Origin of the sequence: Archangium sp. (genome assembly GCF_045802675.1) — a bacterium.
GTDB lineage: Bacteria > Myxococcota > Myxococcia > Myxococcales > Myxococcaceae > Archangium.
In genome coordinates this window covers 101,169-116,864 of sequence record NZ_JBJMQO010000076.1, presented here as the reverse complement: position 1 = coordinate 116,864, position 15,696 = coordinate 101,169, and the positions used below count along the sequence as shown (strand labels likewise).

The 15,696-nt window shown below is 70.2% G+C and carries 14 protein-coding genes; 4 read left to right on the top strand and 10 right to left on the bottom strand.

Going from position 1 to position 15,696, the window contains the following annotated elements; translation table 11 throughout:
• Positions 1-6: 6 nt before the first annotated feature.
• On the bottom strand, positions 7-1,146 hold the full coding sequence (locus ACJ8AN_RS20730) for a chemotaxis protein (RefSeq protein WP_407757130.1): 1,140 nt from the start codon (positions 1,144-1,146) through the stop codon (positions 7-9).
• Between the two features lie 198 nt (positions 1,147-1,344).
• Positions 1,345-1,938: a DUF4136 domain-containing protein gene (locus ACJ8AN_RS20725; RefSeq protein ID WP_407757129.1), complete on the bottom strand. Its 594-nt coding sequence runs from the start codon at positions 1,936-1,938 to the stop codon at positions 1,345-1,347.
• 269 nt (positions 1,939-2,207) lie between these two features.
• Here ACJ8AN_RS20725 and ACJ8AN_RS20720 point away from each other — a divergent pair, with 269 nt between their 5' ends.
• The gene (locus ACJ8AN_RS20720; RefSeq protein WP_407757128.1) at positions 2,208-2,612 is read left to right on the top strand and encodes a hypothetical protein; all 405 of its coding nucleotides are present in this window, start codon (positions 2,208-2,210) and stop codon (positions 2,610-2,612) included.
• 98 nt (positions 2,613-2,710) lie between these two features.
• Positions 2,711-3,424, top strand: a complete 714-nt coding sequence (locus ACJ8AN_RS20715) for an outer membrane beta-barrel protein (RefSeq protein WP_407757127.1) — start codon at positions 2,711-2,713, stop codon at positions 3,422-3,424.
• 34 nt (positions 3,425-3,458) lie between these two features.
• On the opposite strand, the gene ACJ8AN_RS20710 is transcribed toward ACJ8AN_RS20715, so the two are convergent.
• A complete protein-coding gene (locus ACJ8AN_RS20710) occupies positions 3,459-4,052 on the bottom strand; it encodes a DUF4136 domain-containing protein (protein ID WP_407757126.1) in 594 nt (197 codons plus the stop codon).
• A gap of 197 nt (positions 4,053-4,249) precedes the next feature.
• Here ACJ8AN_RS20710 and ACJ8AN_RS20705 point away from each other — a divergent pair, with 197 nt between their 5' ends.
• A complete protein-coding gene (locus ACJ8AN_RS20705; RefSeq protein ID WP_407757125.1) occupies positions 4,250-4,966 on the top strand; it encodes an outer membrane beta-barrel protein in 717 nt (238 codons plus the stop codon).
• Between the two features lie 66 nt (positions 4,967-5,032).
• On the opposite strand, the gene ACJ8AN_RS20700 is transcribed toward ACJ8AN_RS20705, so the two are convergent.
• The 3 genes from ACJ8AN_RS20700 to ACJ8AN_RS20690 all read right to left on the bottom strand — a co-directional run bounded on the left by ACJ8AN_RS20700 (position 5,033) and on the right by ACJ8AN_RS20690 (position 8,263).
• Positions 5,033-5,368, bottom strand: a complete 336-nt coding sequence (locus tag ACJ8AN_RS20700) for a hypothetical protein (protein ID WP_407757124.1) — start codon at positions 5,366-5,368, stop codon at positions 5,033-5,035.
• Positions 5,365-6,150 carry a DUF2092 domain-containing protein gene (locus ACJ8AN_RS20695; RefSeq protein WP_407757123.1) on the bottom strand — a complete coding sequence of 262 codons (786 nt, stop codon included), beginning with the start codon at positions 6,148-6,150 and terminating at the stop codon, positions 5,365-5,367. The genes ACJ8AN_RS20700 and ACJ8AN_RS20695 overlap by 4 nt, the downstream gene beginning before the upstream one ends.
• A 559-nt stretch (positions 6,151-6,709) precedes the next feature.
• Positions 6,710-8,263 (bottom strand): arylsulfatase, encoded by a 1,554-nt coding sequence (locus tag ACJ8AN_RS20690; protein ID WP_407757122.1) that lies wholly within the window; start codon positions 8,261-8,263, stop codon positions 6,710-6,712.
• A gap of 392 nt (positions 8,264-8,655) precedes the next feature.
• Between ACJ8AN_RS20690 and ACJ8AN_RS20685 the strand changes: the two genes are divergently transcribed.
• A complete protein-coding gene (locus tag ACJ8AN_RS20685; protein WP_407757121.1) occupies positions 8,656-11,859 on the top strand; it encodes a tetratricopeptide repeat protein in 3,204 nt (1,067 codons plus the stop codon).
• 4 nt (positions 11,860-11,863) lie between these two features.
• Here the strand turns inward: ACJ8AN_RS20685 and ACJ8AN_RS20680 are convergent, their stop codons facing one another.
• Genes ACJ8AN_RS20680 through ACJ8AN_RS20665 form a run of 4 tightly spaced genes read right to left on the bottom strand, consistent with a single transcriptional unit; the run spans position 11,864 to position 15,679 of the window.
• Positions 11,864-12,799, bottom strand: a complete 936-nt coding sequence (locus tag ACJ8AN_RS20680) for a hypothetical protein (protein ID WP_407757120.1) — start codon at positions 12,797-12,799, stop codon at positions 11,864-11,866.
• Positions 12,787-14,376 carry a caspase family protein gene (locus tag ACJ8AN_RS20675; RefSeq protein ID WP_407757119.1) on the bottom strand — a complete coding sequence of 530 codons (1,590 nt, stop codon included), beginning with the start codon at positions 14,374-14,376 and terminating at the stop codon, positions 12,787-12,789. The genes ACJ8AN_RS20680 and ACJ8AN_RS20675 overlap by 13 nt, the downstream gene beginning before the upstream one ends.
• On the bottom strand, positions 14,373-15,146 hold the full coding sequence (locus ACJ8AN_RS20670; RefSeq protein ID WP_407757118.1) for an anti-sigma factor family protein: 774 nt from the start codon (positions 15,144-15,146) through the stop codon (positions 14,373-14,375). Before ACJ8AN_RS20670 ends, ACJ8AN_RS20675 begins: the two co-directional genes overlap by 4 nt.
• Positions 15,143-15,679 (bottom strand): RNA polymerase sigma factor, encoded by a 537-nt coding sequence (locus tag ACJ8AN_RS20665; protein WP_407757117.1) that lies wholly within the window; start codon positions 15,677-15,679, stop codon positions 15,143-15,145. Before ACJ8AN_RS20665 ends, ACJ8AN_RS20670 begins: the two co-directional genes overlap by 4 nt.
• Between the last annotated feature and the right edge of the window lie 17 nt (positions 15,680-15,696).

Below are 15,696 nucleotides of genomic sequence, written 5' to 3'. Positions count from 1 at the left end.
GCCCGGCTAGTGGTGGGGTTCGCCCGGGTGCTCACCGGGCGGGCCATGCTCCACCCCCGGCCCGGGCACTCCGGGCCCTCCGTCCCTCGGCGGCCCCCCTGCCGCGCGCCGGCGGCCCCAACGCGGGCCCTCGCCGCGGCGACCTCCGCGTGTCAGCAGCGCCGCGACCCCGAGCGCTCCCACCACCAGCAGGGCCGCCAGCCCCAGCAACCAGAGGAAGATGTGGTCCACCAGGCCCTCGGCGCGATCGAAGGCGTGGTCCACCCAGCCCCGGCCCATCACGTCCGTCTGCTGGAGGGCCTGCACCCGCTCGGTGTGCAGCGAGTCCACCACCGCCTGCCGCTCGCCCCGGACGCCGTCCAGCACGCCCTCCAGCACCGCCTGCCGCTCGGAGGAGATGAAGCCCTGCAGCGCCTCGCGCTCGCCCGTCACCCACCGGGGCGTCCTGTCCGCCAGGGTGCCCATGCGCACCAGCACGTCCACCGCCCGGTTCAGCTCGCCCATGGCCGAGGTGAGGACCGGCGTGCCTTCCACCATCTCCTGGGCGGCGATCTCCGCCTGCCAGCGGGCCTGCCGCGGGAGGCTGCCCGCGTACAGGTCCACCCGGGCGATGATGTCCTGCGTGTCCTGGAGGAGGTTGGCCGTGCCCCCCAACAGCCCCACGCCGGAGCGATCCGTGAAGGAGGCCAACAGCGGCGCGGTGGAGTCGCGCATCAGGACGGGACCGGCCAGGGGATGTTCGGTGGCCCACTTGTGGACGAGCCCGCTCAGCTCGGACACGTCCTGCTTGCCCGAGAGCTCCCGCCAGAGCGTCTCCACCTCCGACTCCAGATTGCCGAGCGACTTCTGGAAGGAGGACCTCACCTCTGGCGTGGCCACCTTCGGGAGCACCTGCTCGAGCTGCACCAGGAAGGCCCACCCGTCGATCATCGCCGCCACCGGATCCGGCTGCAGCAGCGCGGCCTGCATGGCGGGGACCGCGTTGCTCTTGAACCGGAGCATCGCCTCGCGCGTCTCGGCCGAGTCGGAATTCTTGACGACCTCGTCCGCGGTGGCCTCGAGCACGACGGGGAAGCGGCGGGCCATGTCGCGCACGCGGATGCGCAGCTCGCCCACGGACATGGTCGAGTGACCCACGCGCTCCATCAGGGCAGAGCGTGGCTTCACCGAAGCACAGGCTGCCATCAACACCAGCAGAGGAAGCGCGAACAGCCGACACGAGAGCCGAGGAAGGATGCGCATGGGAAGGATCCGCCCCCAACTTGCATCCCCCCTCCCCCTGCGCCGAGCGGACCTCCGGGGCGAGTCCGCGTCACGCGCCCGACGTCTGGCGGCCCTCCCCCGCTACTGCTTCTCCGGCTCGGGAGGGAACTTCTTGAGCATCTTGTCGACGGCCTGGCTGATGAGCTCCTGGCTCTTCTTCGCGTCACTGTTCTCCGACAGCTCGGCCTGGGCCGTGCCGCGCCAGACGAGCTGGTTCGAGCCGGTGTCCACGATGTCCAGGATGAGCGTCCCCTCCCGGTACTCGCGCACCACGGGCGTGCTCATCCCCGCCCCTCCGTAGGCCCCCGCGCCGTAGAACGGGTCGTAAGAAGGACCCCACCCGTAGCCGTAGTAGTGGTTGACGTAATCCACGTCCATCTTGTGGTTGATGGCCCCGTGCCAGCCAATCTCGAAGTCCGCCTTCTGCCCCGCCTCCGCCAGCTTGTAGCCGCGCGACTGCAGCTCGTGGTCCACCGCCTGATGGACTCGCGCCTGGATGATGGGGTTGTAGACCTTCGGATCCGCACCCTCCCTCATGGGCAGCCAGGAATAGGTGCGGTACGCGGCCACTTGTTGCACGAAGCTGGGATCGTAGTTCGTGTTCGTGCTGATGCTCGTGCACGAAGCGAGCCCCAGCACCAGCAGCGCTCCGGTCAGACGCGACGGGAAGGACATGTGCATCTCCTCGGCCCCGAGGGGCGGTTCACTCCCCGACAATAGGCATCGGGGGCCCTCCGTGGCCGGGCGCCCCCGGCCCGCCTGCCCCTCCCTCCAGTCCCGCGGCTCATCACCTCCCCGCCGGGCTGGACGAGCAGCGCGCCGGGTGTGGTCTCCCCCCCGGTGCATGGGCATCGTTCCGCGGGTCCCGCCCGGAACAGGTCCGCCCGCCGCGAGGGAAAACCATCATGGGCCGAGGCGGTCCGCCCAGGACCAGGAGGCTCACGATGGCTGACGTGTTCACACAGCTCTGGCGGGAGATCGTCGAGCGCCCCGAGGGTCCGATGGCGTTCCGTTTCTACCTCCAACCGCTGATGGCAATCGTGTTCGCCGTGCGCGACGGCATCAAGGACGCGCACGCGGGCAACCCCCCCTACTTCTGGGCGCTGTTCACGGACCCGTCGCACCGGCTCGAGCGGCTGCGCTCTGGATGGAGCGCGGTCGGGAGGATCTTCCTCCTCGCCGTGGTGATGGACACGGTCTATCAGCTCGTCGTGCTCAAGGGGCTGCGGCCGCTCCAGGGGCTGTTCGTGGCCGTGCTCCTGGCCCTCGTGCCGTACGTGCTGCTGCGCGGCCCGGTGAACCGGCTCGCCCGCGGTCTCCTCCACCGTCATGCCAGACCTCACGAGTGACCCGGCGGGAAGGCGTGGCCCCGGCAGGCCTCCCCTTCCGGCGAACGGATGAGCGCCGCTCCGGCCTGGTGCCTACCCTCGGCGCAAGGAGAAACGACATGAGATTTCATTCCGGAATGGCCGTGGGCCTGGTGCTGCTCGCGAGCGCCCGCGCCGCCCTGGCCGCCGACTCGGACGCGCCCACGAACGTCGTCAACGCCGCCGAGCCAGAGACGCTCGTGCCGCGCGTCGGCTTCAACATCGGAGGTGGCGTGTCCCTGCCCATCTCGAACGCGGAAGGCCGCTTCCAGACGGGCGGCGGCTTCCAGCTCGGGGTGACCTACAACTTCACGCAGTCCCTGGGCGTGCAGGCCGAGTACCTCCACAGCCGCTACGACATCCGGTCCGACGTGCTGTCCTCGAATGGCGTCGACGGCAACCACTCCATGCAGTCCGGAGATCTCAACGTCGTCTACCGGGTGCTCCCCTCCCGCCCCTTCGGGATCTACGTGCTGGGCGGGCCCGGCCTCTACCACCGGCGGGTGCAGATCACCCAGTTCGCCGGCACGGCCGTCGTGCCCTACTGCGACCCCTGGCTGTTCTTCTGTTACAACTCGCCCGTCGGGGTGGATCAGGTGCTCGGCTCGAGGAGCCGGACGGACTTCGGGCTCAACGCGGGTGCCGGCCTCGGCCTGAGGCTCTTCGGAGGCCCCATCCTCGTCTACGTGGAGGGCCGCTACCACTACGTCTTCAGCGGCACCATCGACACGCCGGCCGGCCCCCGAAAGGCAGACGGCCAGTACCTGCCCATCATGTTTGGCTTCCGGCTCTGAGCGCGGCCTCCCCGCATCCTCGGGCGTGCGCCTGCTACTGCTTCACCGGCTCGGGAGGGAACTTCTTGAGCATCTTGTCGACGGCCTGGCTGATGAGCTCCTGGCTCTTCTTCGCGTCACTGTTCTCCGACAGCTCGGCCTGGGCCGTGCCGCGCCAGACGAGCTTGTTCGAGCCGGTGTCCACGATGTCCAGGATGAGCGTCCCCTCGCGGTACTCGCGCACCACGGGCGTGCTCACCCCCGCCCCTCCGTAGGCCACCGGGCCATAGAACGGGTCGTACCAGGGATCCCACGCGTAGCCGTAGTAGTGGTTGACGTAATCCACGTCCACCTTGTGGTTGATGGCCCCGTGCCAGCCAATCTCGAAGTCCGCCTTCTGCCCCGGCTCCGCCAGCTTGTAGCCGCGCGACCGCAGCTCGCGGTCCACCGCCTGATGGACTCGCGCCTGGATGATGGGGTTGTAGACGTTTGGATCCGCGCCCTCCCTCATGGGCAGCCAGGAGTAGGTGCGGTACACGGCCACTTCCTGCACGAAGTTGGGGTCGTAGTTCGTGTTCGTGCTGATGCTCGTGCACGAAGCGAGCCCCAGCACCCACAGCGCTCCGGCCAGTCGCGACGGGAAGGACATGTGCATCTCCTCGGCCCCGAGGGGCGGTTGACTCCCCGACAATAGACATCGGGGGGCCTGCGCGACCGGGAGCCCCCGGCCCGCCTGCCTCTCCCTCCAGTCCGAGGCTCACCACCTGCCTTCAACCCTCTCCAACCCTCGCGGTCTGGTGGGAGCGCTCCTCCCCTGGTGCGTACCTTCGGTGAAGGAGGAACACCATGCGATTCATTTCCGGAATGACCCTGGGTCTGATGCTGCTCGCGGGCGCCCCGCCCGCCCTGGCACAGGGCTCGGATACGCCCCAGACCTTCGTCAGCAGCGGTGAGGAGCACGAGTCGCTCGTACCGCACGTGGGCTTCAACATCGGAGGAGGCCTGAGCTTCCCCCTCGGCGGCTCGGCCGACAACTTCGACACGGGCGGCGCCTTCCAGGCCGGCGTGACGTACAACATCAGCCGGCTGATCGGCGTGCAGGCCGAGTACCTCTACAGCGCCTACAACATCCAGTCGACCGTCCTGAACGCGGCGGGCGTCAACGGCAACCACTCGATGCAGTACGGGGACCTCAACGCCGTCTTCAACGTGCTCCCCGCACGCCCCTTCGGCATCTACTTGCTGGGCGGCCCCGGCGTCTACCACCGGCGGGTGGAGATCACCGAGTTCGCGGGGGTGGCCACGGTGCCGTACTGCGACCCCTGGCTGTACATCTGCTACAGCACGCCCGTGGCGGTCGATGCGGTGCTCGGCTCGCGCAGCAGGACGGACTTCGGCCTCAACGCGGGCGTCGGCATCAGCCTGAGGCTCTTCGGAGGCCCCCTCCGCCTCTACGCGGAAGGCCGCTACCACTACATCTTCAGCGGTGACATCGACACGGCGGCGGGCCCCAAGAAGGCGGATGGCCAGTACATCCCCCTCGTGTTCGGCTTGCGCCTCTAACGGCGCGGCCGTCCGCCTCCAGGTGCTCGGAGGAGCCCGGACTCCAGAGGAGTCCGGGCCGGGGCCTCACATCGGTGTCGGGACATACACGAGGTTGGGACCGTCGTAGCTCGGCCGGTAGTAGGTGCTCCCGCACCTCTGGTACACGACACCCGCGTTGACGACCTCGGCGCAGCCAGCGGGCAGCGTGGAGATGACGGCGGCCGTCCCCACGACGGCGGCCGTCCCCACGACGGCGGCCGTCCCCACGACGGCGGCCGTCCCCACGACCGCTCGACGCGTGGTGCGGCGGGCCACTCCCGCGTAGCTCATGGGCGTCAGGGGCCTGCCAATCACCGCCAGGGCCTCGCTCGAGACGAGCAGGAACGCCAGGGACATGGCGCAGAGCTGTATGCGTTTCATTTCTTGTCTCCTTGCTTCTCCGGGCCGGACTTGGACCTGTCGAGGAAGTTGATGCGCTTGTCGTTGCCGCGCGGAGTGAAGTGGAACACCTCGTCACCGAGCCTGGGCGAGAAGTTCCACTCCGAGAACTCGGTCGTGAACTCGGGCAGGCTCTCGACCTTCTTCGAGACGATCACGAACTTGACCGGCACGGGCCTGGGCCCGTCCTCGATCCAGATCTGCCAGTCGGACTCGTTGCCGCGAAACGCCAGGTGGCGGCAGGAAACGCCGCGGACATAGGCCTGACCCAGGTCGGCCGCCGAAACGACGTCCTCCATCAGGACCTTGTAGGGATTGCTGTAGAGCAGATCCGCCGCGGGCGCCTCGACGCCCAGCCGCTCGCGCGCCGCGTCGATCGCCTCGTCGAGGTTGCCCGGGGCGTCGGCGCTCGCGTAGTAGTGCTTGTTCTTCCCGTACAAGGTGAAGGTGCGTCCGTCGTAATAGAATTCCGCGTCCGTCTTCTCTCCGCGCCGGTCGCTCCGGAGCTTGTCGGGCCGCTTGACGCGAACGTCGCTCGAGTAGTCGAACTCCAACTTCTCTCCCGACTCGAGCACGACCTCAATCGAGCCGTCCGTCTGGACGCTGAACTGCCGCTGGTTGGCGAGGAAGTCGCTCATCTTCTCCAGCAGCGCGCGGGCCTGGGGATCGACGGCGGGCTTCTTGGTGCTGTCAGGCTCCTTCTGGGAGCTCTCAGGCTCCGGGGGAGCGGCCCAGGTGGCACCGCCCGCGAACGCGGCGAGCATCGCGAATGACCCGACCCACCGCCGCAAGAAGGGAGCGGCTCCAAATTGCCGTCCCCGTGGCATTGCTATCCCCATGTTCGCCTCCGGCCGCGCTCAACGGGCTCCTGGGTGGCAGGAGCCACGAAACCGCGGACTGTCGAAAATCTGATGAGCCACTCCGAGGGAAGCAACCGCGACCCCCGGGCCCCGGGGGGAGGTGCGGACGGGCGGAGCGGGCGCTCGGCCCCGAGTCCCAGGTCATCCGCTCCGACGCCGAGCGTCCCACCGGGGCGAGAGCCCGTCACGCCACGCAGTGGTGGGCCTACGTGCCGGGCGCCTGCTGGCGGAGCCCCGAGGGCCCCGGCAGCACCTGGACGCGAGCAATACCCCGTCGTCCACGTGGCCTTCGAGGACGTGGAGGCCTACGCCGCGCGCGGGGGCCGGATGATGGCCAACACCTGGCAGGGGCAGTTCCCCATGCAGAACCTGCTCGAGGACGGCTACGCGGGCACCTCGCCCGTGGGCGCCTTCCCCGCCAATGGCCACGGGCTCTTCGACATGATCGACGGTGAGGGAGGGCTCAATGAACGGCGGGCTGTTCCTGTTCTCCGCCCGCCGCCACTTCTTCCTCCTCGGGCGCGGCGACGGCCATCGCCTGTTGTCTTGCTCGCGCCTTCTCCAGGGCCTGGCTGATGCTGAAGCTCGAGGGTGTCTGGCGTGGCGGGAACTGCTCGAAGGTCTTCAGGAACTCGCCGACGAGGGCCTGCGCGGGAACCAATACGAACATGCGCTCGGCGGCCCACTGGTCGTAGTACATCGTCGCGTCTTCGTCGGCCCGCTCGAACGGATCGCTCCGGAGGTTGAAGAGCTTCGGGAGGCGCAATTCCGAGAACTGCTCCTGCCAGACGCCCATTCCATGGGCGCGCTGTTCGAGGAAGTGGAGCTTCCACTGGTCGAAGCGCAACGCCACCAGGTCGCCGTCATCGCTCCAGTAGAAGAAGGCCCGGCGCGGGTTCTCCTTCACGTCACCCTTGAGGAAGGGCAGGAGGTTGTAGCCATCGATGTGGACCTTGAACGTCTTCTTCCCGGCCTTGTGACCCCTCTTGAGCTTCTCGACGATGTCGGGTTCCCCGGCGGCCGCGAGCAGCGTGGGCAGCATGTCGGTGTGCGAGAACAGCTCATTGGAGAGGGTCCCTGGCTCGATGACGCCCGGCCAGCGGATGACGCAGGGCACGCGCCAGCCGCCCTCCCAATTGGTGTCCTTCTCGCCACGGAACGGGGTGCTGCCACCGTCGGGCCAGCTCAGCACTTCGGCGCCATTGTCGGTCGAATACATGACGATGGTGTTGTCGGTGATCCCCAATTCGTCGAGCTTGGCGAGCAGTCTGCCGACGTGCCCGTCGTGTTCGACCATGCCGTCCGGGTACAGCCCGAGGCCGGTCACCCCCTGCGACTCCTTCTTCAGATGCGTGAAGACGTGCATGCGGGTCGAGTTGAACCAGCAGAAGAAGGGCTTGCCCTCGGCGTTGCAGCGCTCGAGGAAGCCGAAGCAGGCGGACAGGAACTCCTCATCCACCGTCTCCATCCGCTTCTTCGTGAGGGGGCCGGTGTCCTCGATCTTCTGCGTGCTGTCGGGATTGGCCCAGCAATGCAGCACCCCGCGCGGCCCGAAGCGCTTCCGGAACCGGGGGTCCTTGGGGTAGTCCGGGTGCTCGGGCTCCTCTTCCGCGTTGAGGTGATAGAGATTGCCGAAGAACTCGTCGAACCCGTGGTGGGTCGGCAGGAACTCGTCGCGGTCACCGAGGTGGTTCTTGCCAAACTGGCCGGTGGCATAGCCCAGGGGTTTCAACAGATCGGCGATCGTCGGGTCCTCGGCCTGGAGGCCGAGCCTGGCGCCCGGCAGGCCCACCTTGGTGAGGCCCGTGCGGATCGGCGACTGGCCGGTGATGAAGGCGGCACGCCCCGCCGTGCAGCTCTGCTGCCCATACCAATCGGTGAACCGTGCGCCCTCGGTGGCGATGCGGTCGATGTTCGGAGTGCGGTAGCCCATCGCCCCCTGGTGGTAGCAACTGGGATTGAACCAGCCGATGTCGTCACCCCAGATGATGAGGATGTTCGGCCTCTTGTCCGCCATGTCTCCTCCAGTGGGCCGCATCACGGCCCGGCGCCCCGACCCACGACCGTGGTCTCACGAGAACGTTGAGGCCGAGGACCGCGCACGCAAGGGACCCGCGGGCGTCCCCGGTTCCAGGCGCGTGCGGGCGCTCGGCGGTCAGGGCGTCCATGCCGCGAGCGTCCCGGGAGCCGCCGAGCGCAACGAGCTGGAATCTGTATCCGGGTTGCGCGACTGGCTGGCTGGAGAGCCCTCCAGGGATGTAGACCTGCCCCATGGGGAGGGAGAGGCGGCCGGAGCGGGCCTTCCTTCGGGGAATGCGCGGCCGTGACGCGGCGCCTCGGTGACAGCGCTCCGCCCTCCACGGTATGACTGTCCAGCCGGTGACAGTTCGCACCGCGGGGAGGCAGGCAATGAAGGACGTGGAGCCCCGGGTACCCGGAGACGCGCAGCCCGGCACCCCGGAAGAAGACGCCACGCTGGTGCGCAGCCCGGTGCCCCTGCCGGGGCGGACGCTCTTGTACGTGGACCCCTCGGCGGAGGGGGACGCCGCCACCCAGGTGCGCGGCCACGCCTCACCCCTGCCTTTCCGGGACACGCCCACCTCCGGGCCCCGCGCTCCCGGGCCGGTGTCCATCACCCCCGGGCAGACGCTGGTGGGCCGCTACACCGTGCTCAACAAGCTGGGCAGCGGCGGCATGGGCGAGGTGGTGGCCGCGTACGACTCGCGGCTGGACCGGCGCGTGGCCCTCAAGCTGCTGCGCTACGAGTGGGACACCGGCCAGTCCCAGCACGACCTGGAGGCGCGCATGCTGCGCGAGGCCCAGGCCATGGCCCGCCTCTCGCACCCCCACGTGGTGGCCATCTACGACGTGGGCACGCTCGAGGACGGCGCCATCTTCATCGCCATGGAGATGGTGGAGGGGCAGACGCTGCGCGGCTGGTGCGAGAAGGCCCCGCGCACCTGGCGCGAGATTCTGACGGTGTACCTGGCGGCCGGGCGGGGACTGGCGGCCGCGCACGAGGCGGGCCTCATCCACCGCGACTTCAAGCCCGAGAACGTCCTCGTCGGCAACGACGGCCGGGTGCGGGTGACGGACTTCGGCCTGGCGCGGGCGGACGGCTCGCCGCCGCCGGAGACGCCCGCGAAGACGCCCCTGCCGCTGCCGCCGGGCGCCCTGGACAGCCCCCTCACGCTGCAGGGCACGCTGCTGGGCACGCCCCGCTACATGGCCCCGGAGCTGCTCCGGGCCGAGCCCGCCGACGCGCGCAGCGACGTGTTCGCCTTCTGCGTGGCCCTCTACGAGGCGCTCTACGAGCAGCACCCCTTCTCCCGCGCCACGCAGGCCGAGTCCAAGCGGGCCCAGCTCGAGGGCCAGGTGAAGCCGCCTCCCGCCGACACGCAGGTGCCCGCGTGGGTGGCGGACACGCTGCTGCCGGGCCTGCGGGCGGACCCCGCGCAGCGCCCCGGCTCCATGCAGAAGCTCGTCGCGGCGCTGGAGGACGACCCCGAGGCGCGCCGCCGGGTGCGCCGGCGCACCGTGGGGCTGACGGCGCTGGTGGCGGGGCTGGCGGGACTGACGCTGTGGAGCTGGTTCCAGCTCGAGCACCGGGAGCCGGCGTGCGCGCACCTGGAGCGCCGGCTCGCCGGCACGTGGGACGGCGCGGTGAAGGCGCGGATGAAGCAGGCCTTCCTCGGCACCGGGCTGCCCTACGCACAGGACACCTTCACCCGCGTGTCCGCGCTGCTCGACGGCTATGCCGGTACCTGGGTGCGGATGCGCACCGAGGCGTGCGAGGTGGGGCGCGGCCAGGAGGCCTCGCACGCGCAGGAGCCCACCGTGCTGGAGGTGTACTGCCTGGAGCGGCGGCGCGGCCAGATGCGGGCGCTCACGGAGCTCTTCGCCCAGGGGCCCGACAAGGACAACGTGTCCAAGGCCGTGCTGGCGGTGCAGTCGCTGCCGCCCCTGGAGGCCTGCGCGGATGCCAAGACGCTGACGGCGGCGGTGCCCCTGCCGGCGGACCCCACGGTGCGCGCCGAGGTGGAGTCGCTCCAGGTGAAGGTGGACCAGCTCGAGCCCCTGCGCCTGGCGGGCAAGTACCGCGACACGCTGGCCACGGGCGAGAAGCTGCTGCCGCGGGTGGAGAAGGTGGGCTACCCGCCCCTGCTGGCCCAGGCGCTCTACCAGGTCGCCTACCTGAAGGACTCGGCCGGTGACTACGCGGCCTCCGAGGCGCTGGTGCGGCGGGCCATCCCCGAGGCCGCGCGCAGCAAGGACCTGACGCTGGTGGCGAGGGCGTGGACGCTGCTGTTCCGGGAGATGGGGGGGCGCCAGGCGCGCTACCCCGAGGCGCTGGGCCTGCGGCTGGCGATGGAGTCCGCCGTGGACGTCGCGGATGACGACCGGGCGCGCGCGGACGCCCTCTATGAGCAGGCCATCGTGTTCCAGGCGATGGGCAAGTACGAGGAGGCGCGGAGCCTGTACGAGCGCGCGCTGGCCCTGCGGCAGAAGGCGCTGGGCCCCGAGCACGCGGTGGTCGCCAACTCCCTCAACAGCCTGGGCACCGTGCTCGCGGCGATGGGCAAGTACGCCGAGGCCCGCGACTCCTACGAGCGCGCCCTGGTCATCCGCCGCAAGGCCCTGGGTCCGGACAATCCGCTCGTCGCCAACTCCTACAACTACCTGGGCACCGCCTTCGACGCGATGGGCAAGTACGAGGAGGCGCTGGCGGAGTACGAGCACGCGCTGGCCATCCGCAAGAATGTCCTGGGCAATGAGCACCCCGACGTCGCCAGCGCGCTCACCAACATGGGCACGGCGCTCGACGCCCTGGGCCGCACCGACGAGGCGCTGCGGGTGTACGAGCAGGCGCTGGCCATCCGCGAGAAGCTCCTGGCGCCCGACCATCCCGACGTCGCCAGCACGCTCAACAACCTGGGCGTCGCGCTGCGGGCCATGGGCCGCTACCCGGAGGCCAGGGCCCGGCTCGAGCGCGCGCTGGCCATCCGCCAGAAGACGCAAGGGCCCGAGCATCCCGACGTGGCCACCACGCTCACCGACCTGGCCCAGGTGCTCCGGGCCATGAAGAAGTACCCGGAGGCCCGCGTGCACTCCCTGCGCGCGCTGGCCATCCAGGAGAAGGCGCTGGAGCCCGGACACCCCGACCTGGCCATCACGCTCCAGGTGCTGGGCAACGTGCTCCGGGACATGGGCAGGTACGAGGAGGCGCGGACGCGTCACGAGCGGGCGCTGGCCCTGCGGCGCAAGGCCCTGGGCGCCGACCACTTCCTCGTGGCGGAGTCGCTGGGCTCCCTGGGCCGGACGCTGGTGCGCCTGAAGCGGTGGGACGAGGCGGGACAAGACCTCGAGCAGGCACTGGCGCGCTGGGAGAAGGAGTCCAAGCCGCAGCCCCGGGGTTACTCCGACGCGCTGCTGGGCATGGGCGAGTGGTTGCTCGCACGGGGCCGTCCAGCCGAGGCCGTGTCAAAGCTGGAGAAGGCCCTGCAGCTCGCCCCGGCGGACATGCGCGCCGAGCTCAGGCCCGTGCTGGAGAAGGCGCGCGCGGAAGGCACCCCGGACCGGCGCGCCAGGACGGCCCTGGCGCCCGTGCCCTGAAGGCCTATTTCGGTGGCTCGCCGCCGGCGCAAATGGGCGGCGGCTGCTGGCCGTCATCCCGCTCCACCGTGACCTCGGCGGTGGGCAGGCACCCGCGGAGCTGCTGGTCGCACTGGTAGGGAGTGGCGCGCTCGCAGTCGGCCGAGGTCTGACAGGCGGGGACCCAGAAGGCCTTGTCCGGGATCTCCGGGTCCGTCAGCAGCACCGAGCCGCGCTGGCGGCAGCCATTGGGCGGAGGCTCGGGAATCAGGCAGGCGCCCTCCATCCAGGGTCCGCCGAACTCGTGAACGCACACCCCGCCCCCGCAGTCCGCCTCATTCCTGCACGAGGCGCCGAGCGGCACGCCGCACGCACCGTCCGCCACGGGCACCGGCTTGGGCGGTGGAGTGACGGAGCCCGGGGGCTTCGCGGACGCCGGACACGAGAGCGGCGTCGAGACGATGTACCAACCCGCCTTCAAGGCCGCCCCGGTGGGCGAGTCCTCGGCCGTCAAATCCCGGGGCGCGCGAATCAGGACCTTCTTGTGCGAGTAGCCGGTGTAGGGCTCGGAGGCATCCTTCCGCCCATTGCCGTTCGCGTCCACGTAGGCCCCGAGCCGCGCGATGCCATACTTCGCGCCGGTGCGCGTGGTGAAGAGGAACTCGGCCCCGGGCTCGTCGAACAGGTTCAGCTCGAAGGGCCGGAAGTACTCCGAATGGCGGGCGGTCCCCGGCTGCTGGACCATGGCCTCCGGCCGGCTCGGCCCCGCGGGGAACCAGAACACCCCGAGGTCCACCTGGAGCTGGTCCGCGTTGACGTTGTCCGAGTCGCCCATCACCTTGCCCTGCAGCGTGAAGCGCGGCGTCCCCAAGTACGCCCCATCGACGAGCGTGTCCCCGCATGCGGTCACCGCCGCGCCCACGAGCACACCTGCGACGAGTGCCCGAATCATTGACGCCATACGAGTCCTCCCGCGCCCCACCAGGTGAAGGGGGTCGCCAGCATCTGGCCCTCGGCCACGCCGTTCTTCACCTGGGCCTGGCGGAAGAGTCCCGTCACCGGTCCGCCCTCGAGCCGCAGCGCGAGCCCCCCGTTGAGGTGCCGCTCCACAGCGAGGATTCCGCCGAAGCCCGCGCCGAGCGCCTGGCGGTTCTCGGCGAGCCGCTCCGTGTCGAAGAGCTGCCGGTGGTACACGCCCTCGACGAAGAGGCCGAAGGCCACGCTCATGAACCGCAGGTCCACGAAGCGCTGGACGGACAACCCCAGGCCCAATTCCTGATGGTTGCGCACCAGCAGCCCGTCCGCACCGGTGCCGCGGTTCGTCGAGCCGCGCAGCCGCACGCCGAGCGAGCCCCACTCGAAATCCAGGCCATAGCCGGCGCGCAGTTGAGGCGTGGTGCCCTCGCCCGCGAGCATCTGGCCCTGGGCGCCACCGAGCAGGCTGAGGTTGTGCGTGTAGCGCTTCTCGCCGCCGCGCCGGCGCACGAGCCGGTCATAGCGAATCGTCTCGAAGGACTGCGTGGCCAGGTCCACCAGCGTCCCCGCGGCGAGCGTCACCTGGTACTCGCGGTACTCGTCGGCGCTGCGCTGCTGCACGAAGTAGCGGCCCGGCGGCAGGGACAGCTCGCGCAGGTTGCCCTGCGGCGACACCTCCGCCACCACCGGCCCCCCCGCCCTGCCCTCCATGAGCAGGTAGATGGCCGGGGACCCGAGCCGCAACCGGCCCGAGCGGCCCTGGAGCTCGGCCGGGCTCGACAGCACCAGCTCGCCGCGCCCCTTCACGTCGAAGGAGTAGGTCGGGTGTTGCAGCGACACCGTCTGGCCGCTCGAGCGCAGCGTCTGGGTGTACGCGTAACCGTACGCCTCCGTCAGCGTCACCTTGCCGTCGTCGTCGTGGTCCGCCGCGCCGCGCAGCGCGTTCACCAGGTGGTGGGTGAAGAACGAGCCCCGAAGCTCATCGGACTCCTGGCTCGACTCGCCCGCGGCGCTCGAGGTGATGATGGCCAGGCCCTCGGAGGCGATGCCGTCGCTGAGGGTGATGTGGAAGCTCTCGGCGGCGTTGACGCCCTTCACGCGGGTGACGGAGCCGGAGCGGCACGCATCGAGCACCAGCAGGCGCACCCCCGCGGGCGAGCCCTCCACCAGCGTCTTCAACTCCTCCAGCGGCAGCTCGGTGCCCCCGAGGTGGAGCGCCGTCGCGTCGGCATGGCCCGAGTAGAAGACCACCAGCGCGGTGGAGTGCCCCGCTCCGGCCTGGGCGCGGATGGATGCGTTCACCTCCTGGAGCGACCGGCGCACCGAGGACGCGTCCTCGCCGAGCAGCATCACCGTGCGCCGCGACGAGACGCCCCCGTTCTGGCGCAGCACCTCGGCGAAGGTCCGCGCATCGGACTCCGCGAACAGCAGGCCCACCTCGTTGCGGGCCCCCTGGTCATGGCCGATGGCGACGAGCCAAGTGTACTCGGGGAGCGCCCGGGCCGTGAGGGGCGCGAGCGCCACGAGCACGAGGCACAGAAGGGACGCGGCTCCTCGCTTCATGGGCGCTTGTCCAGGACGAAGGGACTCATCGCGCAACCGGAGGGGCACACGGGCTTCGCGTCAGCGCCCCCGGAGGTGCACTCCGGCGGGCCCACCTCGACCGGGCACTGCACGAGGTAGAGCAGCTCGCGGCCCGGCTTCGCGTCGAGCGACACCGCGCCGGACAGCTCGATGCCGTTGCCCTTCTCCAGCCGCGTCTGCACACCGGAGTCGAGCGGCCACGCGGTGTAGAGCGTCCCGGAGGACTCGACGCCGAGCACCTTCACATGGCCCTCCGCCGGTAGGTCCACCGAGAAGCGGATGCGGTCTCCCGGCGCGAACCTGTCACCGCTGAGCACCTCCTCGGCCTGGTCGGCCTGGAGGCGGAACACGTGCAGCGCGAGCGAGCCCTTCATGCGGGTGGTCGGAGTCTCCTCCCCACTCGCGCGCACCATCAGCAGGGCAACGGCCGCGACGGCCAGCAGCGCGAGCGGAGCGAAGAGGCGCCGCGTCCACCGGAGCAGCCGCTCGGAGACGGAGGCCTGGGCGGGGGCATCCAGCCCGGTCCGGATGCGCGCCAGCATCGCGCGCGGATCCACCTCGTCGATGGCGCCGAAACCGGCCCGGCGCTCGGTCATGCGCGCGCCGCACCCGGCACACCCCGCGACGTGCTGCTCGGTGCGCCGGGCCTCCTCGGGGGGAAGCTCGCCGGCATGGAGACGATCCAACGCGAGGTCGGACGGGCACTCGGGCCGTCCCGTACGGAGGGAGAGGAAATCGGGCGGGCTCATGAATGACTCCTTCCGGGCCCCGGAGAGGTAGAGGCGTCCTGGGAGGTCTGCGCGTGCGCCCACGCCTGGAAGCGCTCGATCAGGTTGCCCACCGTGCGCTTGGACACGCCGAGCACCCCGGCGGCCTCCTCGTGCGACATGCCATCGAGGAAGACGTACACGGCGGCGGCGGCCTGGCGCTCATCCGCGCCCTGGAGCAATCGCCGCAGCAGGACGACGTCATCGGGGCGCACGGACTCGGTCCGGGAGGCGTCGTCCGCCAGGGGGGCCACGTGCTCCTCGTGGAGCTCGGCGCGGCGCGAACGGTCGCGGATGAGGTTGAGGCAGTAGTTGGTGGTGATTTGATACAGCCACGTCGTCAGCTGGCTCTGCTGGCGGAAGCTGCCGGCGGCACGGAAGGCGCGGATGAAGATTTCCTGCGTCGCTTCCTCTGCGTCCGCGGGGTTGCCCAACAGGCGCAAGGCACGGCGGTACACCCGGGGACCATGCTGGTCGAAGAGCTGGGCGATCTGTTGCGAGTCGGATCGGCTCAATGCGTCGGGGGAAGCGG